The sequence below is a fragment of the Limosilactobacillus sp. genome (genome assembly GCF_022651205.1).
GTDB lineage: Bacteria > Bacillota > Bacilli > Lactobacillales > Lactobacillaceae > Limosilactobacillus.
The window spans coordinates 25,002-51,425 of record NZ_JALCQI010000008.1; the positions used below are offsets into that span (position 1 = coordinate 25,002).

The following is a 26,424-nucleotide window of genomic DNA, read 5'->3' on the forward strand; positions in this document are numbered from 1 at the left end:
TAGTTAAAAATCCTCTCTAATTATTTCTCTCAATAACAATATACCATGTTCTGGGAATTATTTATCCCAAATATGAGTATCATCAATTTCTTCCAATGTCTTAGCGAAATCATCAGTCAAAATTGTCACGTGACCCATCTTCCGGTTATGACGAACTTCAGCCTTCCCGTAGTCATGGAAATGCCAATTAGGCTTCTTGGCAATCTCATTACGAACTCCCGCAACGTGTTGACCGAGGACGTTGACCATGACGACATGGTGGAGTAATTCAATCTTTGGTAATGGCCAGTTGCAGATTGCGCGGTTGTGGATCGCAAATTGGGAGAAGTTGCAAGCTTCAATCGAATAGTGACCCGAATTATGCGGCCGGGGTGCCAATTCATTAATGTATATTTCACCATCATTGCCGACAAACATCTCAACACCAAGGATCCCCCGTAAGTCAATCGAATGGGCAATCTTGACCGCCATTTGCTTAGCTTTTTCCTGCAGTTCAGGACTAATCCGTGCCGGGACGATACTAAGGTGCAATATCTCGTTATGGTGAATATTTTCGGAAACCGGAAAAACCGTTACTTCCCCGTTCTCATTCCGACCAACCATCACTGAGCACTCTAACTTAAAGGGAACCCAGCCTTCAAGGATTGCATCGCCAGTAGAAAGGATTCCCGAGCACTTTGCCAAATCGGCATCATCATGAAGGACTTCCTGACCATGACCATCATAGCCACCCTCACAGGTCTTCAAGACTGATGGATAGCCGATTTTCCTAACTGCTTTTTTCAAATCCGCCGCGTTTTTAACCGCCATAAACGGTGCCGTCTTCAAACCGGCATTACGAAGAAAGGTCTTTTCACGGATTCGGTTCTTAGTGGTGTATAACAGGTTAGTCCCTTGAGGAATATAAACCTTGTCAGCAACGTCCCGTAAGGCATTCAAGTCAACGTTCTCAAATTCATAGGTTAAAACATCCGACCGGCGAGCCAACTCTTCGATCGCCTTCACGTCTGCATACTCGGCCACGATCTGGTCGTCCGCCACCTGACCAGCAGGACAAGCGGGCGTTGGATCCAAAACGATGACCTTCATCCCCGTATACTTGGCATCCAATGCCATCATCTGACCAAGCTGGCCGCCACCAATAATTCCAATTGTCTGACCTTGTTGAATCATTTTAGTCAAGGTGTGCACCGCTTTCTACTGATTGATCGTGCATTGCTTTTCGGTAATCAAGAATCTGTTGTTGAATTTGTAGATCGCTAATTCCTAAAATCTGGAGTGCCAATAAGGCAGCATTTTTTGCACCAGCAACGCCAATTGCCTGAGTAGCAACCGGAATTCCTGCAGGCATTTGAACGATCGAGAGAAGTGAATCCATTCCTCCTAGCGCTTTCGTTTGACCGGGAATTCCAATAACCGGCAGTGGTGTGTTCGCAGCAACCATCCCCGGCAAGTGTGCCGCACCACCAGCACATGCGATAATTACCTTTGTCCCATTTTTTACCGCATTTTGCGCAAAAGCGAACATTTCATTTGGCATCCGGTGAGCAGAAATAACGTTCTTATCATAGTCAACGCCAAACTGATCAAGGATCTTGCATCCCTCTTTAACCGTTGGCCAATCTGACTTACTACCCATTACAATACTGATTGCACTCATAATTGGACCTCCTTAAAAACTGCTTTAAGGATAACAAATTATTTTTATGAATACAATATTTTTACGAACTAAATTTAATTTTAAAGATATATAGTTCGTGTATGCTAAAGATAAAAAATAATCTGGCAATGAATGTTGGTATTCGTTGCCAGATTGTTTGTGTTCTACTACAAAATAGTCTAGATCTGTTCGCCAGGAACTCGCTAGAGCTAGCAATTCTACTGCAGCATAGCCGAAATATGTTCGCCCTACTTTTCCTCGTAGATGTAATCCCTCGTCATTGGCAGGTTTTTGCCGGAAGCGCCTTTGGTAATAAGGTATTGGATAACGTCGATATTACCAGATTCGAAGGAAGCGGCGCAGGCTTGGAGGTAAAGGTCCCACATCCGGGTGAAGCGTTCACCCATCATGTCTTCGATTTGAGAACGGTGGGCATTGAAGTTCATGTCCCAGATCTCAAGAGTCCGTTGGTAGTGCCGCCGAAGCATTTCAATATCGGCAATCTGCATATCGTTTTCAATGATGTGACCGACCATTTCACCAAGACCTGGAATATAACCACCAGGGAAGATGTACTTGTTGATCCAACCGTTGTAAGCCCCACCCTGTTGACGGGTGATCCCGTGGATCAAGGCTACACCATCGCTAGCAAGATACTTATAGATATCTTTGAAGTACAGACCAAGGTTCTCCTTACCAACGTGTTCAAACATTCCCACTGAAGTAATGTAGTCCCATTTCCGGTCGCCAAGTTCACGGTAGTCAACCAGCAGAACTTCCGCAACGTCTTCCAGACCATCATCCTTGATCCGCTTTTGAACGAGGTTGAATTGTTCTTCGCTCAAGGTCACCCCGGTAACTCGCAAGCCGTATTCCTTAGCCGCAGTAAGCATTAGGGTTCCCCAACCACAACCAATGTCTAGCAAAGTCTTACCTGGCTTAGGATCAAGTTTCTTCAAAATATGGTGAACCTTGTCAACTTGTGCCTTAGTCAAGTCGTCACGGTTACCATGATCAAAGTACGCACAAGAGTAAGTTAAGGTGTCATCAAGCCATAACTTGTAAAAGTCGTTCCCAACATCGTAGTGACTTTGAACATCATTTTCACTTTCCTTTTCGGAGTGTCCCTGCTTTGGCAAAAACTTCCGGAACTTAGAATTGCGCATGAAACTACCGGCACTTTCGTACGCTGCTGTGATCAGCTTCTGAATGCTGCCGTCAATTTCAATCTTGCCATCCATATATGCTTCCCCAAGGGCAATGGAGGCGTTCTTCGTAACATCACGAATCGGAATCTTTTCCTTAAAGGTAATAGTTACTTCTGGTTCCCCGTCACCATAAACAACACTCTTACCATCCCAGAAAACAACCTTAACTGGAATATTAAATGAGTGACTTAACAGTGACTTATAGAACGTCTTTTCTAACATTTCGACGAATCCCTCTTTCAAAAAAGTATGAGATCATTATAACACTTCAATGCAAAATACTGCGATCTATTGTTTAGCCCGTTAATTGTTTGCTAAGATTAGGGTGATTAGTTTTTAAATTAGAGGAGGGGATACAATGACTGATGCTTGGCACCGGTTTATTGCTAATGTTAGATTACGTCGTTTCGTGGTCCTAGCCATAGTTATTTTTGCCCTGTGGCTGCTTAGACCAATGATGAACTTAATCCTGTTTACTTTTATCTTAACCTTTATCGTTGTCAGTTGGGTTCGCTGGGTTCAAAGGCATCTTCCACGAGTCTCAACGACCGTCACGGTAATCGTCACTTACATTGCATTAATCGCAGCAATCTATGTCGGGGTGACTCGCTACCTGCCAGTTTTGGTTAACCAGGTTATTAAAATGGCTAATTCCGTGGTGAAATTTTACAGTTCACAACAAGCAACTGAGATCATGCGCTACGTCAATCACTACATCAGCTGGGGCACAATTATGTCACAACTCAAACATGGGGTCACCATCGCCGTCAGCACGTTGACCAGCATCGGTACAATGACGATTACCTTCCTGCTATCATTTATCCTTAGCTTCTTCTATACCCTCGAACTAGATCAAATGAACGAGTTTTCGCGAACCTTCCGCGATAGCGACTATGGCTGGTTCTTTAGTGACATTGACTACTTTGGTAAAAAGTTCGTCAATACCTTTGGGGTAGTCCTAGAAGCCCAGGTCTTCATTGCAATTTGTAATACAGTAATCACAACGATTTGCCTCTTCTTCATGCACATGCCGCAAATCTTCGCCCTGGCCTTGATGGTCTTTATCTTTAGTCTAGTTCCCGTTGCCGGGGTGATCATCTCACTGATCCCCCTTTCAATGGTTGCCTACTCAGTCGGTGGGATCCGCGATGTGATCTACATTCTGATCATGATCTGTGTTATCCATGCCCTTGAGGCTTACGTTTTGAACCCGAAATTCATGTCGAGCAAAACAGAATTACCGATTTTTTACACGTTTATTGTCCTGCTAGTCGCTGAACACTTCTTTGGTACTTGGGGATTAATCGTTGGTGTCCCGATCTTTACCTTCCTGTTGGATATTCTTGGCGTTAAATCAATCAAGAAGAAGCACCACTCTCTTAAAATCCAGCATCACGAAAAAAATAAAGAATAATTTAGCCTTGACATTTTTCAACCTACAGGCTACTATATTCAGCAATGAAATACCTTTAACTTAGTCCAGAGAGGCTAGGAAGGATTTAATTGAACGTAATAAGTATCGATCTACCTTTCTAGTCCATTACTAGAGAGGTTTTCTTTTTATGTAATGGATGGGCAGTCAGAACCTGCGTCAATTATTTCAACTAGGTATTTTGAAGATACACTTTTGGATTCACCTAGGAGGAAATACTTATGACATACTCACAACGTGTTGCTAAGGCGCTATTATACATTAATGCAGTTACTTTAAGCCCCGAAAAACCATTCACTTGGGCTAGTGGAATGAAGGCCCCAATCTACACCGATAATCGCTTAACCATCTCATACCCAGATGTTCGTCAAGCAATCGTTAACGGAATGGAAGAACAAATCAAGCTCCACTTTGGCGACGTTGACGCAATCGCCGGAACCGCCACTGCAGGAATCCCTCACGCTACCGGAGTCGCTCAAGAAATGGGCCTCCCAATGGTTTACGTTCGCACTAAGCCAAAGGACCACGGTGAAGGTAAGCAAGTAGAAGGTGTCCTTCACGAAGGCGAAAAGGTTGTCGTTGTTGATGACCTCATCTCAACCGGTGGCAGTGTTCTCAATGCCGTTCACGCCGTTGAAAATGAAGGTGCCGAAGTTATCGGTGTCGTTTCAATCTTCACCTACCAACTTCAAGCCGCTGAACAAAACTTCATGGCCAACGACCTTCAATACTTCTCAGTAACCAACTACACCACCCTCATCAACCTCGCTAAAGAAACCGGCCTCATCAGCGCCGAACACCTCGAATCCCTCCAACAATGGCGCCAAAACCCAATGCAATGGAGCAACGATAGAGAATTGAAGATTGCAAAATAGAGAGCGTGAAGCCGTTAAAACCTTCCGGTGGCTAACGATTTCTCCTGACGAAGGCGTCTTGCGCCTAGGAAGGAGGTCGTTAGCTCGAGGAAGGTTAGGCTGAACGCGTTTCGACTCGGTTGCAGTAGAACATAACTCTAGCAAGTTCCTGGCGAACAGATCTCTACTCAGTCGCAGTCGAACTCCAAATCTAATTAACACCCCCAAAAAAACGAAGTACTCCAAATAACTTTAAAAAAGGGCAGACATGACAATCGTCATATCCGCCTTTTTCTAATTTTATAGAACCATGTTTAACAACCAAACACCAACCAATCCCGCAATTACTGAAATTGACATTGACCGGGTAAAGTAGGCAATGATCATTACAATCACCGCTGCGATGATCTGGTCCGGGTGATCATAGGGAACAAAATGATAACCCTTCGTAGTAATAAAGATGTTTTTAATTACCAACGCAGTAAACAAACTGATTGGCACGTACTTCATCCATTCATTAAACCATTCAGGAATCTTTCTTGATGAGAAAAAATGAATTGGAAAATACCGTGGAATAAATGCCGCAAATGCCGCAAAAATAATCACGACAATATGGTAAACGATTTGATTACTAGCGATTCGAGATACTAAAAAATCCATACTATTAGTCTCCAATTAATCATGCTGCTTTGATTCGGGTAAGTGAGAATCAGTTGACTGTTCCTTTTGTTGTTCTTCTTTTTCTTCCAGAACTTCTTCTTCCTCGGCCCTTTGGTCTTCAACCGTAATCCGGGTAGCCCGTGGTCGGAAGAGCTTGGTGAGGAACCAGTTATCATCAGGCTTCTTTGAATGGTTCCGGACTGTATTTTCAATCAAGAAACCAACAAACGAAGCAATTAGCGTGGCAATAACAACACCGATAATACTGTGCGTAATCACCATGAAGAAGATGGCTAAGACTGCTGAAAGCAAACAAATAATCAGCGTTAAATGACTGCGCATTTGCATCACAATCATGTAAATAAAGAGCGCCGTCAAAGCAAAGTCAACCACTTCAAGGTTAATCGAAATCGTGCTCCCGATTAACCCTCCAACCATGTTCGAAACTGACCAAGAAAGCAATGAATAGTGCTCAACTAACAATGCATCTTTTGGTTTCCACTTCTTATCAGTGGCAAATTTCAAATAGTTAACTGCATAGTTTTCGTCGTTCATCGACACGGCAAACAGCCAGATAAAGTGCTGTGATTCGGATTTGATATATTTTGAAAGACTTGAGCCGAGCAAAGCATACCGCAATTCAAGAAAGAAAAGGGTCACGAAGATCGAACTTAACGGTGCGTGAATCGTTAGGAGCGATGCCAGAATAAACTGGGCACCACCAGAGAAGACCACGATCGAGACGATCAACGTCATGATAAAGTTAAAACCCGCCGCATGCAATAAAATACCACAAGCTACCCCAATTGGAACATAACTTAAGCAAAGTGGCATTGCAATGCCTAAAACTTCTAGCCAGCGTGCTTTTTCGGGATTAATTTGTTGCGCTTTAGCCACAGAATTTCCTCCAATAAAATGTGTTTGAGGCTGGGAATTAACTCAGTCTCTTTACTATTTTAAAGATGATAATGCAATAACGCAGTAGCTGGCTGGCAGTTCAAACGCTGATAAATCAGCATTTGACCAACCTAGCCATCCTTGCGGAGGTGGGACAACGAACTAGGTAAGCTAGTTCTGTCCCACTCTCATAACCATCCTTCAGTTTAACACATTCAAAAACGGCTGAATATAAAAACATCAGGATTAATTGCGAAGTCCTGATGTTTTAGCTACTAATTCTTTTTAGCTTGTGCTTGTTTCAAGGGTAAGGTAACGATAAAGCTGGTTTCATCTTCATCAGACGTTACCTGGACGCTACCATGGTGGAGGTCAACAATACTCTTAACAATTGCTAGGCCTAAACCAGTCCCACCGGTTGCTCGTGAACGTGATCCTTCTGCCCGATAAAACCGTTCAAATAGGTGATCAATTGATTTTGCCGGGATTGGGGTTCCGTCATTGCTGACCTTAACTCTCACCTGCTCTTGCTCCTGACGAGCGGTAATCTTGATGTAACTGGCGCCATTGCCATACTTTAAGGCGTTCGCAACCAAATTACTGAATACCCGTCCAAGCTTCTCCGGATCGGCTTCGATCATCAACGGGTTCGGTTTTACCGATGACTTAATTTCGATTCCCTTATGCTGGGCCTCAAGCTCGAAGCTAGCAGTTAACTGTTCCAATAACTGGTTAAGATCAATTTTCATAATATTAACCGGACTGCCGTGCTGCTGAACCTTAGTATATTCAAAAAGGTCCTCAACCAGGTTCTTCATCTGTTTGGCCTTCTCGTAAGCAATATGAGTGTATTTAAGGATATCCTCTTCATTTCGATATTGCTTATCCTCAACCAAGCCCAAATATCCAATGATACTGGTTAATGGTGTCCGCAAGTCGTGACTGACGTTAGTAATCAGCTCATCCTTTGACTTTTCAATCTTTCGTTCGTCATCCATTGACTGCACAGCACTATCAACCAGGGCATTCACGCTTGTAATCACGTGCTGTTCGCTTCCCTTGAGGCGGAACGGAATCCGGTGATCCAAATGTCCCTGGGCAATATAATGTAATTCACGGATAATGTGGTTCATCTGATAGAGATGATAACGCCGACGCAATCGCCACCAAACAACCCAGATATTAATCACAACAAGGATCGCGATTAATATCCGCTGGTAACTCCAGATCTGTGCTTGCATCGGGCCAATCCGCATTGATTGTTTAATCATAAAGATCCCGCTAGTGATGCCCGGATTACTCTGGATAATATCCTGGGCAATCGTGATAATTGCCATATCCAATAAAACCAGCAGGATTACCGTGACGACCCCTTCCAGGATTAACGAACTTTTTTCCCGTCCCGTTAGTTTCAAATTGTCTCCTCCATCATTTCACTACAGACTAATGATTTTCAACCTTGTAACCAACACCCCAAACGGTTTGGATAACCTTTTCACCATTAGTTGCTTCTTCGATCTTATCCCGCAAGTGGCTAACGTGAACCATTACGGTCTTAGCAGAAACAACGCTTTCCTGTTGCCAAACCCGTTCAAAAATGTCATCAGCAGAGAAGACCCGGTTCGGGTGACTAGCTAGTAAGTAAAGGATGCCAAATTCTAACGCGGTCAATTGGATGGTATCCCCCTTGATCGTTTTAACCTCGTGGGAATCCTTGTTAATTGTCAACGGACCAACATTTAAGATATCTGGAGTGTCGTTCGTTACTTCTCCTTGACTCCGACGTAATAATGACTTTACTCGCGCCATTACTTCAAGTGGGTTAAATGGCTTGGTGACATAATCATCAGCACCACTAATTAACCCTTGGATCTTATCCATATCGGCAGTCTTAGCTGAAAGGACAAGAATTGGAATATCTGAGTCTTTCCGTACTTGCTTAATCACTTGCATCCCGTCCATTTCTGGCATCATTAGATCAAGGATGATCAAGGCAATATCAGGATTTGTATTTAACTTTGTCAGTGCTTCCTTGCCGTCATAAGCAGTGACTGGCTCGTAGCCTTCATTGCGAATATATATTTCCAACAATTGAACGATTTCTTTATCATCATCGACTACTAAAATCTTCATTCTTTATCCACCCCTTGAATACAATTCTTCCTAATTAACCATTATAAGCGTTTATTGATCCCAGCGGTGGCATTTCAGGGAATAGTTTAAAGAAAATTTAGGAGAAAGAGTGGGAAAAGGGATGAGAAAATTAGCATTCTCATCCCTTTATTTTTATTAGTCTTTAAGTCTACATAGTCTAATCGCGGGAAACAACCGGAGCCTTCGAGGCTAACGCAGCGAAGCAAGCCTATTTGGCTACGAACGACTCTGATGATTGCATCATCATTCATCGTTCTAGGTTAGCCCACCAGGCTCCCGAGAAGGTTGTTTCCCAGCTTCTATTCATCAATATCCACCGGCTCCAAGCCAAGGCTCTTCCGCAAAGTATTCGATACTCGTTGGCGTTCGTTATAGGAAACATCTTGGAATGATTGGCCATCGGAATCGTCATCGGTTCCTTGGACGTGGCCCTGCTGGATATTCTTCGTTGCCTGACGGTAGGACTTGGCAAGAGTCATCATGTTATCAAAAGTCAAGTCGGTATGAGCATTCTTTGAAACCGTCTTTAAGAACTTCTGGTTAAGAACGGTCTTATAAGATGCAGACTTTTTCAATAACGCCATGATCACCATCTTCTGCCGCTGTTGACGACCGTAGTCACCCTTTGGATCATCATATCGCATCCGACAGAACTTCAAGGCTTTCGTTCCGTTCATATGCTCAGAAACGCCCTTTGTAAAGGAATAGCCTTCATACGTAAAGGTAAGCGGTGAAGTAACGGTAACCCCACCAACCTGGTTAATTGCTTGCTTCATCCCTGCCATGTTAACCAAAGCATAGTAGTCGATTGGAATATTGAAATACTTCTGAACGGTATTGATTGTTTCCTTTGTACCGCCATATGCGTAGGCCGCGTTGATCTTTGCTGGTGATTCATCTTCGTATCCTGGCAAGTTAACCTTCATATCCCGCGGAATACTCATTAACGTGGTCTTCTTGGTTTGCGGGTTAACGGTCATCACCATAATGGTATCCGTCCGTCCCTTATAGGTTCGCCCTAAGTCACCCGTATCAGTTCCCAGTAAAAGGATTGACACTGGTCGTTTCTGTTCAAGGACCTTTTGCGCGTTTCGCCGCTTAGTAGCCCCCGCTGACGTAAACATTTGGTCACTCGTCTGCTTGGCGTTATACCAAGCCAGGCCACCAAAGATCGCAACAAGGATTAATAAAATTAAAATGATAATTCCAAAAATCTTTCTTCCACGATGATTTCGTGGCCCGTTGCCATTGCCTTGATTATTACCACAGCGAATCCGCCGCTGATATTCAGCCCGGGTCAACGGAAATTCATTTTCCGATTGGTTATTCATATCGTCTCTCCAAATTAATTATTAATTCATAATCACAGATAGATTCTATCACGTTCTCGAAAATGAATCACATTTCATCCGGATATTATTAACTATCTTTCACATGACGTAGGTAATAATTGATATATCAATTTCATTATTCCTCTATTCCACGTTTAAATGTATCAAAAATCAATTGGTCCTTAATCACTTCTCGATCTGGAGTTAGATACCATGGTGAACCTGGCCGATGAGTTTGCTTGCTTAGTCGAGCAGCGTTGTAGTTAATGTAATCTTCGTTCACTTTACTTAGAAGATCCACAATCTCGCTATCTTGTGAAACTAGGTTATAGTCATCCATCGCTTCTTTATCTGGTTTATCAATATCCAGAACAGTCTGACCATTAAATTTATCATGTACTTCCGTTATTAATGGACCATATTGAAAGTGAACGATTGCTGAAGAAAATAATTTATTTCTGGTTGCGGCTAAAAATCTCCCATACGCAATATAGAGCAGTTTAATGACCTTCATTTGCGTTAACGGATCAATATTTAAATTGCTATCCCGTGCAAAGTAGTTTTCAACTCGTAACCAATTGGCTAATTGTACGGCCGTAAACTTAGGCTGTTCCTTTTGTGATTCAACAACACCATCATTATTACTTAGATAAGAATTAACCTTTGAAATCAACTCATCAGAGTAATCATTCTTTTCATCAGCAATATAGTGTTGGAGCACATCATCGCTAGCAATGAGTGATTTTAGCAGTCTATTATTGGCTTTAGTAGGAAACGCACCAGCTTCGTAAAGAGCGATGGTGTTTGGACTTAATCCAGTTAGTTCAGCTAAATTACGTTGAGATAGTCCTACCTTAGCACGGTACTGCTTTATCTCTTGTGGTGACAACAAGCCCATCTCATCACGATATTGTTGACGAGCTATTTCGGCAGCTTGATCATCCAGCTCCTTATCTGGAATCAGTTCATTGGTGTTACTATCAAAAAGAGCCGGTGCCGTTACTGTGTACTCATGTCCGTTAATGGTATAAGTAGTTGTGAAGTTCTTTTGGTAAGTCATATAAACCTCCTCCTTTAATAATCAAGATGAAAACTGATAAATACCACTATCGGTATACGGACTCGAGGTCCCTTGTGAAGAACTAATTACTCCACTCTTCCAATATATCACGATTGTTTTTAAATTATCTTTTTAATCAGGTTAGTTTAGTATACACTCATTTTTGATAATTTATCCTTGACTAATCGTAGGAATCGACTTAATAGCTTCGATTGTTGAAATTCCATTTTGTTTTCTCTCTTCTCATCAACTGGAAGTTCTCTAAACACTGGGCAATAAGTACTCATCTACTAGATTCACTATCATTTAATGTCAAGGATTTTAATAATGTAAATTAAATAAACTAACAATTAGGTAAGTCATCCCACTAGCAATCACTGGTCCTGCAGCAACTCCCTTAAAGAGGACCACTCCAATAATCGTTCCTAATACTAGCATTACCGTGATCTGGGGAACATCTGCTAACTGATCAATCCCGTATTTTGAAAGGATCGCAACTGCAATTCCGGCAATGATTGCAACCCAACCAGGGATCGATCTAAAAGCGGCTGTCAGATCAGAAAAGCCAATTTGCCCTAACGCAATCGGTACTAAGATGGCAACCGAAATAATCGTGACTCCCCCATTGATTCCCTTTGAACCAACGAATGATAACCACTTGGTAGTTACCGGTGTCAATTTCATAACCATCACAACAACAGTCGCAATTATTAGTGACATATTCCGTCCCCAATATGCGATCGCTAAAATCAAGAGTAAGAATAACCAACTTTCCATCCACTTTTCCTTCTTTCATCTAGACACAAAGAATCTCCAAATATTCGTTAATAACGAACATTTGGAGATTTTATTACTTAATTAACGCAGAAAACGTGTTCGTCAGGATGCTGACTCACACTCTATTTGTAGTTCGGTGCTGCCTTAGTAATTTGAACATCGTGAGGGTGAGATTCACGAAGACCGGCATTGGTAATTTGAACAAATTGGGCATTTTCAATCATCGTTGGGATGTCAGGAGCACCAACATAACCCATCCCTGAACGAAGGCCACCATCAATTTGGAAGAGGACATCGGCAACGTCACCCTTGTAAGGGACACGTGCTTCAATTCCTTCTGGAACCAACTTGTTAGCTTCGTTAACGCCACCTTGGAAGTAACGGTCTGAAGAACCATGAGCTTGTGCCATAGCACCAACAGAACCCATTCCACGATATGCCTTGTACTTCTTACCGTTATCTTCGTAGACGTCACCAGGTGCTTCAGTAGTACCGGAGAGCATTCCACCGAGCATTACGGCGTTTCCACCAGCAGCCAAGGCCTTAACAACATCACCAGAGTACTTAATACCACCATCGGCAATGATTGGCTTACCGTATTCACGAGCAACTTGTGCGGCATCGTAAATTGCAGTGATTTGTGGGACACCGACACCGGCAACAACCCGAGTAGTACAAATTGAACCAGGGCCGATACCAACCTTAACTACATCAACACCAGCATCATAAAGAGCCTTTGTAGCTGAGCCAGTAGCGACATTTCCGGCAATCAAAGTAACGTCTGGGAAGTGATCACGGATTTCCTTGATCTTCCGGAGAACACCAGCAGAGTGACCATGGGCGGTATCAATTACGATTGCGTCCGCACCAGCATCCAATAATGCTTGTGCCCGTTCAAATGTATCACTAGTCACACCAACCGCAGCGGCACAAAGCAAGCGGTTCTTGTCATCAACCGCTGCCTTAGTTGCACTAGACGGAACCACAACACTCTTAACGTTAGCGACTTCACCAGCTTGAGCTTGGATGGACATGTTCTTGTGAACAACCCCAAGTCCACCTTGTAACGCCATTGCAATGGCCATTGCTCCTTCAGTAACGGTATCCATTCCGGCACTGATGATCGGAATGTTTAACTTAATGTTATCTGCTAACTTCGTACTAAGGTCAACCTCGTTTGGTAAAACGTGGCTTTCTGCAGGAATCAAAAGGACGTCATCAAACGTTAACCCTTTCTTGACAAACTTAGTATCCCAATTTGACATGTGACTAGACACTCCTTTTTTGATTTTGATTAGCTATACTTTACTAGCAATTTTGCCAAAAATCAACAAAAACAGTAAATTAATTGTCATTCACTCACATAATGTTCGGCATTTAGTGGAAATTACCGAATATTTAGTTAAAAATAGCCACAATTTACAAGAAAAGTTCGCTAGTTAAGTGGTTACATTTTAACCTCTAATCTAAAAATCCGTTTTTCAATCATTCCTTACTTCATGATAGAAGCTCGTTCCCTTTTCGGCCTTGACGTTAAAGTTATCCAAAACTGTTGCTCCAAGATCCGCAAACGTTGCACGAACACCAAGTGACTGGTTACTTTCCTTCATCGTTGGCGAGTAGACAAGCAGGGGAACATTCTCCCGAGTATGGTCAGTCCCCCGGAAGCCAGGATCGTTCCCGTGATCAGCCGTAATAAGTAGTAAGTCATCAGGACGCATTTCATCAAGAACATGACCCAAGCGTTGATCAAATTCCATCAGGGCCTCGCCAAAGCCCTTTGGATTCCGCCGATGACCGTACTTAGCATCAAAATCAACCAGGTTGGTAAAGCAAAAGCCAGTGAAATCTTCCCGCATTACACTATCAAGATGATCCATCCCATCAGCGTTACTTTCATTATGAAAGCCACGGCTAATTCCCCTACCAGAGAAAATGTCGTTAATCTTGCCAATCCCAATTACGTCATAACCGGCATCTTGTAGCCGCTCTAGATCGGTTCTTCCCGTTGGTGCCAAGCTGAAGTCATGGCGATTGGCCGTGCGGACGAAATGATTCTGATCAGGACCAATATAAGGACGCGCAATCACACGACCAACCGTATACTCTGGCCCATTTAGCAATGTTCGTGCATACTTACAAATCTTGTACAATTCATCAACCGGAATTACTTCCTCGTGAGCAGCAATTTGCATTACTGAATCGCCCGAGGTATAGATAATTAATTCTCCAGTCTTCATTTGACGTTCGCCATAGTCATGGATTACTTGTGTTCCGGAATATGGCTTATTAACGATCACTTTTCGGCCAGAATAGCCTTCAATTTGTTTGATTAAGCTTGTAGGAAAACCGTTGGGGAAAGTATCTAGTGGTTTAGTTAATGGCAATCCCATCATTTCCCAATGACCATTCATACTATCTTTTCCGGCTGAAATTTCTGCCATTTGACCATAATCACCAATTGCTGGTTTAGCAACCGGTACCCCTTCAACCGGTATTTTTCGGAGGTTACTCAACCCCATTTTACCAAGGTTAGGCAGCTTTAAGTTTCCCTGATAATATTCACCAACATGACCGAGAGTATCAGCTCCAACATCATCAAATTTAATTGCATCCTTTGCCTGTCCAGTCCCGACCGAATCAAGAACAATCGCAAATACTCGTTGATATGTCATTTATCCTGCCCCCTATTATTCCTGTGCTTCATTAAGAATCTTAACCGAAGCAGAGACTCCCAATCGATCCGCGCCCGCTTCAATCATTGCCAGCGCCTCATTATAACTATGAATTCCTCCAGCAGCCTTTACCTTTATTTCGTCGCCAACAGTTTGTCGCATTAGTTCGACATCGGCTACTTGCGCTCCGGAACTGGAAAAACCGGTAGAAGTTTTAACGAAGTCTGCTTGACCAGCAATCGTCAATTTGCATGCTCGGATCTTTTCTTCATCCGTTAGCAGTGCTGTTTCAATAATCACTTTTAAAATCCGCTGTTCCTGATGAACCGCATCCGCTACAGCCCTAATATCAGCCATTACCGCATCATCATGCTTTGCCTTTAGTTCACCGATATTAATCACCATATCGAGCTCGTCCGCACCATCTTTGATTGCCTGCCGTGCCTCAAAAACCTTGCTTGCCGTTGAAGTTGCCCCGAGAGGAAAGCCAATGACCGTACAAGTGTTGACTCCTGTTCCGTTTAATTCTTGGTGAACCCGCTTAACCCAGTAGGGATTAACACAAACGGATGCTGTCCGGTACTTAATTGCCTCCTGAACCGTTTGATCGATCATCGTCGCTGTTGCTTCTGGTTTAAGCATCGTGTGATCGAGGTACTTTGCTAACTGACTGCGATTTAACTTCATCTTCTATCACGCCTTTTTATTTTTGTATGCGCTTTCATATTATCAATTTCTTAGTTAAAAAGCCACTATCAGGAAGAATTAAGCAACATCAACCAGATCTAAAAAAGCGGAATCGCTACTATAAACCCTAAAATTGGATTTAACGTTGCGTTTCCGCTTTTTAATTACTAATTTACTTACGCCGATTACCCCGGTTACCGTAGAAAGCACCGGTAATGTGATACTTGCGACGGAAGACGATATCTCCACCGAAGGCAAGAACACCAAGAATGATGTAAGCCCATGCGTTCAAACGTGGGTTAATTACGTTTGGTAACAAGCTTGAAGCCATGTAGACGGCTAGCCAAACAACCAGACCGAATGCCACGGTCAGGATCCGGAACCATAGTGACTTAGCTTGAACCCACTTACCGTTCTTCTTGACTGGTTGTAACTGGGAGGCCACGTAACCATATAAGAGACCACCAGAAACTGACACTAAGATAATTGCCAACAGGCCACTGCTACCATAGTGGGTCATCTTCATTGTATTTGGTGATAGCCAGAACATCAGGCCAAACATAAAGGTAAAGATACTAAAGAAGATTACCATGTTATCAATTGCTAGTAGCTTGATTGACTGCTTGGACATATGGTTAGCCTGGTTATTCTTCTTTGGATCCTTCAAATCCTTAACATATTCGGTTGGTGTTCCGAACAATGCCTTAGCGGTCTTACCGGTCTTCTGTCCTTCCTTAAGTTGGGTAATTGTATCCTGAACAATCTCAGGCCGCTTTTCCTTTGCGACGCCTTGACGTTCGAGTTGCTTGTTTAGTTGGAAGACGAATTCTTCGTTTTTCTTTGTTAAATTGTGTTTACTAATTGCATTTCCTGCTTCACGCCGGTCTTCTTTAAGGTGTTCTTTTTGTCGTTGACCAGCTTGAGCATTCCGTGGTTGGTTTTCGCTCACAATGAGACTCCTCTCTTATTGCTTGATATGGATGGTTCTACTGCGACACAGTCGAAACAAACGGAAACAAGTTTCTTGGTTCACTCCCTCGCCCGAGTTTCCTACTGCTACATAGTCAAGATCTGCTCGCCCTAACCTTCCTTGAGCTAACGACCTCCACCTCCGACGGCAAGACGCCGTTCGGTGGAGAAATCGTTAGCCACCGGAAGGTTTTAACGGGCTCGCACTCTAAACATTGAACCTAAACTCCACAATGTCGCCGTCTTGCATGACGTAATCTTTACCTTCAAGGCGGAGTTTACCGGCTTCTTTGACGGCGGCTTCGGATCCGAGTTTGTCGAGGTCGTCGAAGCTCATAACTTCGGCACGAATGAAACCACGTTCGAAGTCAGAGTGAATGATTCCGGCAGCTTGAGGAGCCTTGGTGCCCTTCTTGAATGTCCAGGCACGGGTTTCGGGACCACCAGCGGTAAAGAAGGTTTCAAGGCCAAGAAGCTTGTAGGCAGCACGGATCAAACGGTTCAATCCTGGTTCCTTAACCCCTTCCATTTCAAGGAAGTCAGCCTTATCAGCTTCGTCCATTTCGGCGATTTGTTCTTCAGCAGCGGCAGCAACACCGATTACTTCACCATCGCCCTTAACGTGTTCCTTGATTTGGTCCATGTACTTGTTAGCATCAGGATCAGCCATGTCATCTTCAGAGATGTTAGCAACATAAAGAACTGGCTTACTGGTTAGCAAGAAGAGTCCCTTGACGATTTGCTTTTCATCATCGTTAAAGTCAATTGACCGCACACTCTTGCCGTCTTCAAGAACCGGCTTAATCTTGTTTAACACATCTAGTTCAGCCAAAGCATCCTTATCGCGACCCTTAGCAGCACGTTGAACTTTCGCTAAACGCTTATTAACGGCATCCAAGTCAGCCATTACCAATTCCAAGTTGATAGTATCAATATCATCAATTGGATCAACCTTCCCGGTAACACTAGTGATGTCGTTATCATCGAATGCCCGCACAACGTGAACAATCGCATCGGTTTGCCGAATGTTTTCCAAGAACTTGTTACCAAGTCCTTCACCCTTACTGGCACCCTTAACGATTCCGGCAATATCAGTAAATTCAAAGGTCGTTGGCACGATCTTCTTGGCTGGGATAATTTCGTCAATCCGTTGAAGGCGGTTATCTGGAACTTCGACCATCCCCACATTTGGATCAATCGTTGCAAATGGGTAGTTCGCCATTTCGGCTCCTGCTTTAGTAATTGCGTTAAACAAGGTTGACTTACCAACGTTTGGTAACCCAACGATTCCTGCAGTTAATGACATAAGTTGTTCACTTTCCTTTTCAATTTATTTTTAATTAGTCTTCTGAATCGGTAGCATTTTCCAGGACCTTCTTGAAGCCCTTATCAAACTTTTGCCGCGTCATCATTACAATGTGGCCGCAACCAGTGCATTGGATCTTAATATCCGCACCGACACGCGTGATTAACCACCGATTGGTACCACACGGATGTTGCTTCTTCATCATTACAATATCACCCTTATCATATGCTGCCATCAGTGATCATCCTCCCTAATCTAATGAAATATTCAAAACTTCCATAATTCGGTTAAAATCATCGACCGAAGTATACGGGATCTCAATCTTCCCGGTATTCTTCTTCCGACTTGGTGCCACCGCAACCTTCGTCCCAAACTTACTTTGAAGTTGCGATTCAGCTTCACGAACGTAAGCTGGTTTACGTTGACGCCGTTTAACCTTTTTCTTCTCAGCCGTTCCGTTCATCTGTGCAACTAATTCTTCAAGCTGACGGACGGTTAAGTTCTTCTCAACAGCACGTCGAGCAAGTTTAACCAGTTGTTGCCGATCCTTCAACCCTAAGAGTGTCCGCGCCTGGCCCATCGAAAGCTTGCCGGCAGAAACTAATTCCTTAATTTCATTTGGCAAACCTAATAATCGAAGGTAGTTGGCAATATATGGTCGACTCTTACCCAGTCGTTCAGCAACCTGCGCCTGCGTTAATGAGAGTTTGTCCATTAACGTTTGATAGGCCTGGGCTTCCTCTAAAGGAGTTAGGTCTTCACGTTGGAGGTTCTCCAAGACAGCAACTTCCATCATCTTTTCGTCACTCATTTGCCGAATAATGGCTGGAATAGTTGACTGGTGAGCTAGCTTAGAAGCCCGGAAGCGCCGTTCACCGGCAATCAGTTCATAGCGTTTCAACTTGGGATCCGGTTGCCGCAAAATGATTGGCTGGAACACTCCCGACTTCTGAATTGAGGATGCTAGTTCGCGGAGTGCCTTTTGGTCAAACGTCCGTCGCGGTTGGTATGGGTTAGGCCGAATTAATGACAATTTAACGTCTTGAACGGTTTCGTTATCATTAATCTCGTTCAAATCGTTCTCTTCAAAGAGCGCCTCGATCCCGCGACCTAATCCGCTTTGTTTATTTTTCGCCATGACGAGCTAACACTTCCTTTGCTAATTGTTGGTAAACCTTTGCTCCCGTTGACCGTTTATCGTAATCAACAATTGCTTGTCCGTGACTCGGTGCTTCAGACAACCGAACGTTCCGGGGAATGATCGTTTCATAAACCTGATCGCCAAAGTACTTCTTGACTTCGGCGTTAACCTGCTGCCCCAAATTTGTCCGCTTATCGTACATTGTCAAGAGGACACCTTCGATCTTTAGGTCAGAGTTAAAATGCTTACGAACCAGCTTAATTGTATTTAACAGTTGGCTCAGTCCTTCAAGAGCATAGTACTCACTCTGAACGGGAATCAAGATCGAATCACAAGCAGTAAACGCGTTGATCGTCAAAAGGCCTAGCGAAGGGGGACAATCAATCAAAATATAGTCATATTCGTCTTTAACGTCCCCAAAGGCATCTTTCAGCCGCGTTTCCCGGGCCATAAGGTTAGTTAACTCAACCTCCGCACCGGAAAGAGCAATCGTTGTGGGAACAATATCTAGGCCGTGGTGGCTAGACTTCAAAATGACATCTTTCAGGTCAACATCATTGATTAGGACATCGTAGACGCTTTCCTCAATGTCCTTTTTGTCAACCCCCAAACCACTCGTGGCGTTTCCCTGAGGATCCAGGTCAATCAAGAGAACCTTTTTGCCAGCATCCGCTAAACAGGCCCCCAGGTTAACACTGGTCGTCGTTTTACCAACGCCACCCTTTTGGTTTGCTAGTGCAATAACATAACCCATCTTTTTCCCTCCTACTGTTTCTTCGGAATCTCAATGACTAATTGGTATGTATCATCATTATCTTCTTCATGGGTGGTAACAGTGAAGCCATTGTCGGTTGCTAATTTAATTGATTTCTTAATTGTATTCAATGCCAAGCGAGCATCGTTAGCTTTAGCCGATTGCTTGCTTGCAGTCTTCTTCCGCCGCTTGCTGGTCTTTATCTTTTTCTTCGGCGTTGCTTGTTTTTGGTCCGCAACTTGCTTTTCAGTAGTAGGCTCTTCTGTCGGCATCCCCTCAAGGTCAGCCAATTCCTGCCGCTTCTTTTCAGCTCGCTGTTTAGCAATTTCAGATGGTAATGGACGGCCAAGAAGCTTGGCAACTTCATCTTCGGTCTGCCGAACAGTTAACCGTTCATTAACAACCCGCATGAGCATTTCACGCTGCTGCTTTTCGTCTAAGTCCAGCATTGCCCGCCCATGACGCTCGGAAATCCGGTGATCGAGGATTGCAGTTTGTACCGGCTTAATCAGTTTTAACAACCGCAACTTATTAGCAACGAACGATTGACTCTTTCCCATCCCCTTAGCTAAAGCGGACTGGGTCAAGTGGTTCAGATCCATCAATTGCCGATAAGCCTGGGCCTCTTCAACAGAGCTTAATTGTGACCGCTGAAGATTTTCAATTAAAGCAAGTGAGGCGGTCTCCTTGTCACTCATCTTTTCAATAATTGCTGGAACGGTATCCCAGTTTAATAATTTCACCGCCCGATAGCGCCGCTCACCAGCAATGATCTCATACTTTGCCGACTCGTATTCACGAACAATAATTGGCTGCAACAAGCCGTGTTCGTCAATTGTCTGCGCTAATTCACGGATTCCGTCTTGATCAAAGACCTTCCGTGGCTGATAGCGGTTCGGGATAATTTGGTCAACCTTAATTTCAACAACCTTATTCTTCGTATCACCAGAATGATCTTTACCGATACCGAATAATGAAAAAGCCATTTTCTCTCTCCCTCACTTTTATTGAATTGGTTTCTTGTTTGGCAACCCAGGGCGTCGCGGAAACTTCTTCGGCGTTGCGGAAACCTTATCAATCACGATAATGTTGCGTTCCTCATCAGTTCCCGGCAGTTCCAATTTTGCTGTCTGCCGAATCTGGCCCCCAAGTTTCTTAATTGCCGTGCCGCCTTGTTGGATTTCTTCCGCCGCTGCACTGGCCTTGTAGGCAATAAATTCACCACCGACCTTAGCAGCAGGCAGACATAGTTCACTCAGAACAGATAATCGTGCAACCGCTCGAGCCGTCACCACATCATACTGCTCACGGTGGGTACTCTTCTTATCACTAAACGTTTCCGCCCGGTCATGAACAAGGGTCACAGCAGATAAGCCTAACTTTGTTACCAATTCCTGCAAAAAGGTGATCCGTTTATTCAGTGAATCCACAATCGTCACCTTTAATTGTGGGAAGGCAATCTTTAGCGGGATCGAAGGAAAACCCGCACCAGCACCAATGTCACATAGGTTTAGGTCGTCATTCATTAGTTTAGGCTCCGCAAATGCTCCCGTAATGGAATCATAGAAGTGTTTAAGGTAAACTTCCTTTTTTTCAGTAATTCGTGTTAAGTTAACGTGCTCATTAGTCGCAACTAATAAATCGTAATAATCAGCAAACTGCTTCATTTGTGCATCATTGAGATTAATCCCATGATCCGCTAAAGCTTGCTGAAATTGTTCTGGATTCATTTTAACTTCTCCTTTCGTGAAACAATTTTGTTTCACGTCTTTTACTACTGTAACTTAATTAAAGGGGATTTTCAAGAGGAAAAGAGTGCTTTCGCCCCAAAGAGTTTCCGGAAGGCTAACGATTTCTCCACCGAACGGCGTCTTGCGCCTAAAGAGTGAACCAGAAAACTTGTTTTCGTCTGTGAACCTTCACAAGGCTAACTAGGATTCTGACTACCAACTTGTTGGTGGCAGAATTCAGTTAGCTACTGGGGAAGGAGGTTGCTAGCTCTAGCAAGTCCCTGGCGAGCAGATCTTTGCTATGTAATAGTACAATTGTTAGCCCTAGGAAACTCGGGCGAAACTCATTTAGACTATGTCGCGGTAGAGCGTTAGACGGAGATTGCGGTCACGGTGAGCAGATCTTTGCTATGTAATAGTAGAACCACTTTATCAAAGAAAAAAGGCCAGCGTTTCATCGCCAGCCTCTCGCCCCTGCCAAGGATCACTATTCTATAATTTTTCTTAAATCGCCGCAATCATCTCGATCTCTTATCGCCTTCAATGCCAATTCACGATATAATAATAGTTACAGCATGTATTCGCTTACAAGTAAATTGAAGGGAGCTTTTATAATGGTAGAAACAGTTAAAATTGGTCACTCAGATGTTACGGCAAATCCGCTTGGCCTCGGGACTAACGCGGTTGGTGGCTACAATCTTTTCCCCGATCTCAAAGATGAAGACGGAATTAAGCTAGTTAGAGCAGCTCTTGATAACGGCATTAACCTTTTGGATACCGCCTATGTATATGGTCTTGGGCATTCAGAAGAACTTGTCGGTCAGGCAATCAAGGACTATGATCGTCACAAAATCGTGATCGCTACTAAAGGTGCCCATGACTTTTCAACAGGTGAGGAAGTTATCAATAACGACCCGAAGTTTCTAACTGATCAGGTTAACAAGAGCTTGGAACGGTTGGGAACCGACTACATTGATATCTACTACATTCACTTCCCGGATCATGACACACCAAAGGCTGAGGCAGTCGGTGCCCTTCAAAAGCTCCGTGAAGAAGGAAAAATTCGTGCAATTGGAATTTCAAACTTTAGCCTAGACCAAATTAAAGAAGCAAACGCGGACGGCTATGTTGACGTTGTTGAAGATGAATTCAGCCTTCTCCACCAGGATCACCTGACGGAGGGGATGCTCGATTACCTTCACGATCACCAAATCAGCTTTGTCCCATACTTCCCGTTAGCTTCTGGATTGCTCACTGGTAAATACGTTAAGGACGTTAGTTTCCCAGAAGACGATATTCGGAGTCAAATTGCCGACTTCAAGGAACCTCGATACAGCAACATCCTCGATGCCGTCGACAAAGTTCGTGAAATTGCCGATGCTCACCAAGCAACCGTAGCGCAAACCATCTTAGCTTGGTACCTCAAGAACCCACTAATTTCCGTTGTCATCCCTGGTGCCAAGAAAGCCAAGCAAGTCATCGCTAACGCTAAAGCAATGGACATTACATTGTCAGATGACGAATACCAAACAATCGAATTAGCCTTCAACCACTTCAAGAACACCAAGAGCGGAAAATCGTTGAAGGACCCGGATTAAAATAGAGTGTGAAGCCGTTAAAACCTTCCGGTGGCTAACGATTTCTCCACCGAACGGCGTCTTGCCGTCGGAGGTGGAGGTCGTTAGCTCGAGGAAGGTTAGGCTGAACCGATCTTACCTGTGTTACCTAGAGCTCTAGCTCGAAGCGGTGAACCAGAAAACTTGTTTTCGTCTGTGAACCCTAGCAAGGATGACTAGAACTTTATGGATATAAAGTTCAGTCAGCTACTGTGAAAGGCTAGTCTAAACAGATCTCAACCACACCCCAATAAAGCCAAAAATGAGTCTGTGACATAAATTACATTACCTAGGAAATACAAACAATGCAGTACACAAATGGGCTCCAGTGCTCGGAAAATTCCGAACGCCGAAGCCCTATTTGTGCTTTCTAAAGACTAGCTACGCTCCCTATTATTTATCTTTATTACCAATTCCCAACATTGCTAAGAAGCTCTTGCCAAGAACTCCTGATTGTTTCTTTTCTTTGTACTGCTTTCGACTAACGGTTCTGGGATGTTCTGAAGTTACTGCAGGACGCTCTCGAACATGATGTTCACGAGTTCTTTCATGTTGAACCTGTGGCCCATTCCATTCAACTTTTGATTGTTTTCTTTGTGGTTGGTCACTTTCTGGTGTTTCTAAAGCTGGTTCAACTTTTTCAACTTTCTCTGTATGAGGTGTTTGTGCCTGACTAGCAGGATTAAACTCTGGCTCAGTTACATATTCAGGTTCATTTTCTCCCGAATCAACAGCATCTAGCGCACGTTCATATGCTTCACGAGTAGCCTGTGCTGGATTCTCACTAGCCTTAACAGTTGTAGTATTAGAATCACTTAAGTCGTTTAAGGCCGGTGAAACTGAACCCAACTCTTGATTGATACTATCAATATCTGCTAATAGTTGTTCGATTGATGGTTCTTCGCTTTCATCGTCAGCAGCTGAATTGTCATCCTCTACTGTTTCCGAACTATTCACTGGTTCAGTAGGTGTGGCCAAGGAAGCCGCTTCTTGCACAGAACTATTAGTATCACTAGTTAATGATTCTGTGTTTGCCGGCTCAGGTTCAGGAATATTAACAGAAAGAGAATCTGCAGCAGATTCGGGACTTACAGGGGCAGCAGGGATTTTGCTCTGAACCGTTATTTGTGGTTGAGCCTCCGCCGCACTATCAGTTGAACTACTAGAAGCCGCTGAAACAGCTGTACTCATTTGTTGAGATTCATCCTTAATTTCAAATACCGGCTCATCACTAGCTACCACTTGATTTTCCCCTGAATCAGCAGCATCCGTTGCCGCCTTTTTAGGCTGAGCTTTTCCCTTCTTGATCGAGAAGACTGGCATCCCTGCAGAGGAATCGTCACTGTTGCTAGTAACATCAGCTCCCTTAACAGTATTGATATCAAATGAGATTTTCTTCTTGTTATCACTATCTGAACCGTGATTATTCACCGTGATTAACCTCCCCGTGGTTTCTACGCTTCAATATATTCTATCACTATTTTAAACGAAAAAGGTGCTGTAACATAAGTTATATTACCTAGATGAAACACAAACGACGCAGTACACAAATGGGCTTCAGTGCTCGGATAATCCGACCGCTGAAGCCCTATTTATGCTTGCGGGGGCGTGAAAACGAAGTCATGAATGACTTCTGTCACGCGCCCTTATACCAATTAAATATTAAACGAGTTCTAGGTGTAATTGATTCTCACCGATGTAACCGGCCTTCTTCAATAAGAGGTAAAAGACAACGGATAGAACGGCTGGAGTGACAACCCCAAATGTCATATAAGTAGCAAACTGATCCCATCCTCTTGATAAGTAAGCGATTGGAGCGATCAATGAGTTTAGACCAAGTCCACCAAGAGTGTAAGTAGACCGGAAGCCAAAGAGAACGGTCGCTACCGGTGCACAAACTGCAGCTGATACCACGGAAGGTACGAGCAAGTATGGGTTAATCAAGAGGTTCGGGAATTGAACCTTTGGTGTAACCACCCCTTGAGCTATATTAGCACCCAAGTTGTTTTGTCGCCACGACATTGCGGTAAAGGCAACGAACTGTGCAGTAGTCCCAATCAAAGCCGCGGCAGATGATACAGGATCCAGAGTTAACGCTACGGCAAGAGCTGCGGATGAAGCGGGTGTCATTAAGAAGAGCGCCCAAACTACAGAGATGACAGCGGAACCTAATACTGGTGATACTTGCATGGTATGTGCAATGTAGGCAGATACCGCAAGCAATGCTGGAGTAACTACAGAAGCAACAACGAGGCCGAAAGCAATTCCAACAGCTAAGGCACCAAATGGTACAAGGACCATGTCTAGTGGGGTCTTCCCAGTTAGGTACTTACCAACTAGTGTAGCAACAACAGCGGCCAACACTGCGGAAACTGGTTGACCAGTGGTAAAGACTGGTGAGCCAACCACAGACACTGCTGCTTGACCAGTTGCGGTAGCTCCATGGACTGCGGCTGTTGTAAAATGCACCCCATTAGCACCAACAGTAGCTGAGATCATTGAAGCGAATGTTACTAAAGTATTAGTATTCATCTGTGAAGCAACCGCAACCCCAATAGCAGGCGCTAAGAGGACTTGTGCTTCTGCACCAACTAAAGTTAACACGTGAAGTCCGGTTAAGTTCCCAACGGTTTGAGTTAATAGTCCTCCTCCCAAGACGACCAAAATAGCATTAGCCACCGCCGCAAAAATTCGGTATGCCGCCTCTTTTAGTTCTGATGAGTTAGCATAAGTTGCACTTGCTTGTTTTGCATTAACTTGAGTGTTTTCCATCATTAACGCCTCCTTAAATATTTTTGATGTTGTTGATTCTACATGGGGACGTTAATGAAATCAATAGTTTTTCTAATTAATTTCTAATTTATTTTTTATTTTAATTCCAGCCATATATCCTTAGTCGTTGAAAACGAATTCATAATTTAAAATAAAAAGCGGAGACTAATTTCAAGTCTCCGTGCTTCCGCTGAAGGGATAATTAAGTAATGCTATTGTATCAAGATCCGTTAGATTGTGTTCTGTAGCTCTTCAATGGGAGAACTAAGCTGAGATTATTATCGTAAGGGCTCTGTCAATATGGCCTTCTTAAATTAAGTAATTAGCTAAACATGCTTTTCAAGGAAACTAAAATGTTTTATGTGGAGTGGGGTGTGTTTTTGTTAACTTTTTACAGATTAATATCAACATACTTCAACGTAGTTTATTATGAGAAGATGTTCGATGAAAAATTACTTAATATCCCTTCACACCTTTAGTATAGATTCTCCGCTTTCAAAGGTCAAACTAACCGCGTCACATCAATGATAAAAGCGCTTTTATCAATCGAACATATTCAGTATATTTGTCCTAATACTCATGAATAACAATTCACTTTTGCTTACTTAGAATTAGAAAAAGGCCAGAAAATTTTTCTGACCTTTTTTGAATGGCTCTACAATATCTGGTGTTGATATAGAAATTTCACTTTCTATACCAATACCAGATTTTTACATTTAAACTAAAAAACAGAGGTCCCCT

At 43.4% G+C, this 26,424-nt stretch carries 25 protein-coding genes; 3 read left to right on the forward strand and 22 right to left on the reverse strand.

Annotated elements, in window-relative coordinates; all coding sequences use genetic code 11:
- Positions 1–57: 57 nt before the first annotated feature.
- The 3 genes from purK to LKJ51_RS03175 all read right to left on the reverse strand — a co-directional run bounded on the left by purK (position 58) and on the right by LKJ51_RS03175 (position 3,090).
- Positions 58–1,173 (reverse strand): 5-(carboxyamino)imidazole ribonucleotide synthase, encoded by a 1,116-nt coding sequence (gene purK, locus LKJ51_RS03165; protein WP_291978872.1) that lies wholly within the window; start codon positions 1,171–1,173, stop codon positions 58–60.
- A gap of 1 nt (position 1,174) precedes the next feature.
- The gene (gene purE / locus LKJ51_RS03170; protein ID WP_291978848.1) at positions 1,175–1,660 is read right to left on the reverse strand and encodes a 5-(carboxyamino)imidazole ribonucleotide mutase; all 486 of its coding nucleotides are present in this window, start codon (positions 1,658–1,660) and stop codon (positions 1,175–1,177) included.
- Positions 1,661–1,908: 248 nt separating this feature from the next.
- On the reverse strand, positions 1,909–3,090 hold the full coding sequence (locus tag LKJ51_RS03175; RefSeq protein ID WP_291978847.1) for an SAM-dependent methyltransferase: 1,182 nt from the start codon (positions 3,088–3,090) through the stop codon (positions 1,909–1,911).
- 136 nt (positions 3,091–3,226) lie between these two features.
- Here LKJ51_RS03175 and LKJ51_RS03180 point away from each other — a divergent pair, with 136 nt between their 5' ends.
- The gene (locus tag LKJ51_RS03180; RefSeq protein WP_291978846.1) at positions 3,227–4,282 is read left to right on the forward strand and encodes an AI-2E family transporter; all 1,056 of its coding nucleotides are present in this window, start codon (positions 3,227–3,229) and stop codon (positions 4,280–4,282) included.
- 239 nt (positions 4,283–4,521) lie between these two features.
- Positions 4,522–5,175: an orotate phosphoribosyltransferase gene (pyrE, locus tag LKJ51_RS03185; RefSeq protein WP_291978845.1), complete on the forward strand. Its 654-nt coding sequence runs from the start codon at positions 4,522–4,524 to the stop codon at positions 5,173–5,175.
- Between the two features lie 279 nt (positions 5,176–5,454).
- Here pyrE and LKJ51_RS03190 read toward each other — a convergent pair whose 3' ends face one another.
- From LKJ51_RS03190 to rsmG, 17 genes are all read right to left on the reverse strand, one after another.
- Positions 5,455–5,814 (reverse strand): AzlD domain-containing protein, encoded by a 360-nt coding sequence (locus tag LKJ51_RS03190; RefSeq protein WP_291978844.1) that lies wholly within the window; start codon positions 5,812–5,814, stop codon positions 5,455–5,457.
- A 15-nt stretch (positions 5,815–5,829) separates the two neighbouring features.
- Positions 5,830–6,711 carry an AzlC family ABC transporter permease gene (locus tag LKJ51_RS03195; RefSeq protein ID WP_291978843.1) on the reverse strand — a complete coding sequence of 294 codons (882 nt, stop codon included), beginning with the start codon at positions 6,709–6,711 and terminating at the stop codon, positions 5,830–5,832.
- A 275-nt stretch (positions 6,712–6,986) separates the two neighbouring features.
- Positions 6,987–8,126, reverse strand: a complete 1,140-nt coding sequence (locus LKJ51_RS03200) for a sensor histidine kinase (protein ID WP_291978841.1) — start codon at positions 8,124–8,126, stop codon at positions 6,987–6,989.
- Between the two features lie 28 nt (positions 8,127–8,154).
- A complete protein-coding gene (locus LKJ51_RS03205; RefSeq protein WP_291978840.1) occupies positions 8,155–8,844 on the reverse strand; it encodes a response regulator transcription factor in 690 nt (229 codons plus the stop codon).
- A 320-nt stretch (positions 8,845–9,164) separates the two neighbouring features.
- Positions 9,165–10,196: an LCP family protein gene (locus LKJ51_RS03210; protein WP_291978839.1), complete on the reverse strand. Its 1,032-nt coding sequence runs from the start codon at positions 10,194–10,196 to the stop codon at positions 9,165–9,167.
- A 136-nt stretch (positions 10,197–10,332) separates the two neighbouring features.
- The gene (locus LKJ51_RS03215; protein WP_291978838.1) at positions 10,333–11,256 is read right to left on the reverse strand and encodes a type II toxin-antitoxin system antitoxin SocA domain-containing protein; all 924 of its coding nucleotides are present in this window, start codon (positions 11,254–11,256) and stop codon (positions 10,333–10,335) included.
- Between the two features lie 321 nt (positions 11,257–11,577).
- Positions 11,578–12,033: a DUF441 domain-containing protein gene (locus LKJ51_RS03220; protein WP_291978837.1), complete on the reverse strand. Its 456-nt coding sequence runs from the start codon at positions 12,031–12,033 to the stop codon at positions 11,578–11,580.
- Between the two features lie 122 nt (positions 12,034–12,155).
- Positions 12,156–13,298 carry an IMP dehydrogenase gene (gene guaB / locus LKJ51_RS03225; protein WP_291978836.1) on the reverse strand — a complete coding sequence of 381 codons (1,143 nt, stop codon included), beginning with the start codon at positions 13,296–13,298 and terminating at the stop codon, positions 12,156–12,158.
- A gap of 216 nt (positions 13,299–13,514) precedes the next feature.
- Positions 13,515–14,708, reverse strand: coding sequence for a phosphopentomutase (locus LKJ51_RS03230; RefSeq protein ID WP_291978835.1), 1,194 nt, complete (start codon positions 14,706–14,708; stop codon positions 13,515–13,517).
- A gap of 15 nt (positions 14,709–14,723) precedes the next feature.
- On the reverse strand, positions 14,724–15,395 hold the full coding sequence (gene deoC / locus LKJ51_RS03235; RefSeq protein ID WP_291978834.1) for a deoxyribose-phosphate aldolase: 672 nt from the start codon (positions 15,393–15,395) through the stop codon (positions 14,724–14,726).
- Positions 15,396–15,567: 172 nt separating this feature from the next.
- Positions 15,568–16,344, reverse strand: a complete 777-nt coding sequence (locus LKJ51_RS03240; protein WP_291978833.1) for a DUF1129 domain-containing protein — start codon at positions 16,342–16,344, stop codon at positions 15,568–15,570.
- Between the two features lie 228 nt (positions 16,345–16,572).
- Positions 16,573–17,670, reverse strand: coding sequence for a redox-regulated ATPase YchF (gene ychF / locus LKJ51_RS03245; RefSeq protein ID WP_291978832.1), 1,098 nt, complete (start codon positions 17,668–17,670; stop codon positions 16,573–16,575).
- A 34-nt stretch (positions 17,671–17,704) separates the two neighbouring features.
- Positions 17,705–17,905 carry a DUF951 domain-containing protein gene (locus LKJ51_RS03250; RefSeq protein WP_291978831.1) on the reverse strand — a complete coding sequence of 67 codons (201 nt, stop codon included), beginning with the start codon at positions 17,903–17,905 and terminating at the stop codon, positions 17,705–17,707.
- A gap of 15 nt (positions 17,906–17,920) precedes the next feature.
- Positions 17,921–18,808, reverse strand: coding sequence for a ParB/RepB/Spo0J family partition protein (locus LKJ51_RS03255; RefSeq protein WP_291978830.1), 888 nt, complete (start codon positions 18,806–18,808; stop codon positions 17,921–17,923).
- A complete protein-coding gene (locus LKJ51_RS03260) occupies positions 18,795–19,565 on the reverse strand; it encodes a ParA family protein (RefSeq protein WP_291978828.1) in 771 nt (256 codons plus the stop codon). The genes LKJ51_RS03255 and LKJ51_RS03260 overlap by 14 nt, the downstream gene beginning before the upstream one ends.
- An 11-nt stretch (positions 19,566–19,576) precedes the next feature.
- Positions 19,577–20,551, reverse strand: a complete 975-nt coding sequence (locus LKJ51_RS03265) for a nucleoid occlusion protein (protein ID WP_291978827.1) — start codon at positions 20,549–20,551, stop codon at positions 19,577–19,579.
- Positions 20,552–20,569: 18 nt separating this feature from the next.
- Positions 20,570–21,295 (reverse strand): 16S rRNA (guanine(527)-N(7))-methyltransferase RsmG, encoded by a 726-nt coding sequence (gene rsmG, locus LKJ51_RS03270; protein WP_291978826.1) that lies wholly within the window; start codon positions 21,293–21,295, stop codon positions 20,570–20,572.
- 614 nt (positions 21,296–21,909) lie between these two features.
- On the opposite strand from rsmG, the gene LKJ51_RS03275 reads away from it, so the two are divergent.
- Positions 21,910–22,893, forward strand: coding sequence for an aldo/keto reductase (locus LKJ51_RS03275; protein WP_291978824.1), 984 nt, complete (start codon positions 21,910–21,912; stop codon positions 22,891–22,893).
- Positions 22,894–23,304: 411 nt separating this feature from the next.
- Here the strand turns inward: LKJ51_RS03275 and LKJ51_RS03280 are convergent, their stop codons facing one another.
- Positions 23,305–24,342: a hypothetical protein gene (locus LKJ51_RS03280; protein WP_291978823.1), complete on the reverse strand. Its 1,038-nt coding sequence runs from the start codon at positions 24,340–24,342 to the stop codon at positions 23,305–23,307.
- 231 nt (positions 24,343–24,573) lie between these two features.
- Complete coding sequence (locus LKJ51_RS03285) at positions 24,574–25,686, reverse strand: PTS transporter subunit IIC (protein WP_291978821.1); 1,113 nt, start codon at positions 25,684–25,686, stop codon at positions 24,574–24,576.
- Between the last annotated feature and the right edge of the window lie 738 nt (positions 25,687–26,424).

What these genes read in the sequence shown, in the direction of transcription:
- purK (WP_291978872.1), bottom strand. Translation starts at nt 1,173, where the DNA reads ATGATTCAACAAGGTCAGACAATTGGAATTATTGGTGGCGGCCAGCTT.
- purE (WP_291978848.1), bottom strand. Translation starts at nt 1,660, where the DNA reads ATGAGTGCAATCAGTATTGTAATGGGTAGTAAGTCAGATTGGCCAACG.
- LKJ51_RS03175 (WP_291978847.1), bottom strand. Translation starts at nt 3,090, where the DNA reads ATGTTAGAAAAGACGTTCTATAAGTCACTGTTAAGTCACTCATTTAAT.
- LKJ51_RS03180 (WP_291978846.1), top strand. Translation starts at nt 3,227, where the DNA reads ATGACTGATGCTTGGCACCGGTTTATTGCTAATGTTAGATTACGTCGT.
- pyrE (WP_291978845.1), top strand. Translation starts at nt 4,522, where the DNA reads ATGACATACTCACAACGTGTTGCTAAGGCGCTATTATACATTAATGCA.
- LKJ51_RS03190 (WP_291978844.1), bottom strand. Translation starts at nt 5,814, where the DNA reads ATGGATTTTTTAGTATCTCGAATCGCTAGTAATCAAATCGTTTACCAT.
- LKJ51_RS03205 (WP_291978840.1), bottom strand. Translation starts at nt 8,844, where the DNA reads ATGAAGATTTTAGTAGTCGATGATGATAAAGAAATCGTTCAATTGTTG.
- LKJ51_RS03210 (WP_291978839.1), bottom strand. Translation starts at nt 10,196, where the DNA reads ATGAATAACCAATCGGAAAATGAATTTCCGTTGACCCGGGCTGAATAT.
- LKJ51_RS03215 (WP_291978838.1), bottom strand. Translation starts at nt 11,256, where the DNA reads ATGACTTACCAAAAGAACTTCACAACTACTTATACCATTAACGGACAT.
- LKJ51_RS03220 (WP_291978837.1), bottom strand. Translation starts at nt 12,033, where the DNA reads ATGGAAAGTTGGTTATTCTTACTCTTGATTTTAGCGATCGCATATTGG.
- guaB (WP_291978836.1), bottom strand. Translation starts at nt 13,298, where the DNA reads ATGTCAAATTGGGATACTAAGTTTGTCAAGAAAGGGTTAACGTTTGAT.
- LKJ51_RS03230 (WP_291978835.1), bottom strand. Translation starts at nt 14,708, where the DNA reads ATGACATATCAACGAGTATTTGCGATTGTTCTTGATTCGGTCGGGACT.
- deoC (WP_291978834.1), bottom strand. Translation starts at nt 15,395, where the DNA reads ATGAAGTTAAATCGCAGTCAGTTAGCAAAGTACCTCGATCACACGATG.
- ychF (WP_291978832.1), bottom strand. Translation starts at nt 17,670, where the DNA reads ATGTCATTAACTGCAGGAATCGTTGGGTTACCAAACGTTGGTAAGTCA.
- LKJ51_RS03250 (WP_291978831.1), bottom strand. Translation starts at nt 17,905, where the DNA reads ATGGCAGCATATGATAAGGGTGATATTGTAATGATGAAGAAGCAACAT.
- LKJ51_RS03255 (WP_291978830.1), bottom strand. Translation starts at nt 18,808, where the DNA reads ATGGCGAAAAATAAACAAAGCGGATTAGGTCGCGGGATCGAGGCGCTC.
- LKJ51_RS03260 (WP_291978828.1), bottom strand. Translation starts at nt 19,565, where the DNA reads ATGGGTTATGTTATTGCACTAGCAAACCAAAAGGGTGGCGTTGGTAAA.
- LKJ51_RS03265 (WP_291978827.1), bottom strand. Translation starts at nt 20,551, where the DNA reads ATGGCTTTTTCATTATTCGGTATCGGTAAAGATCATTCTGGTGATACG.
- rsmG (WP_291978826.1), bottom strand. Translation starts at nt 21,295, where the DNA reads ATGAATCCAGAACAATTTCAGCAAGCTTTAGCGGATCATGGGATTAAT.
- LKJ51_RS03275 (WP_291978824.1), top strand. Translation starts at nt 21,910, where the DNA reads ATGGTAGAAACAGTTAAAATTGGTCACTCAGATGTTACGGCAAATCCG.
- LKJ51_RS03285 (WP_291978821.1), bottom strand. Translation starts at nt 25,686, where the DNA reads ATGATGGAAAACACTCAAGTTAATGCAAAACAAGCAAGTGCAACTTAT.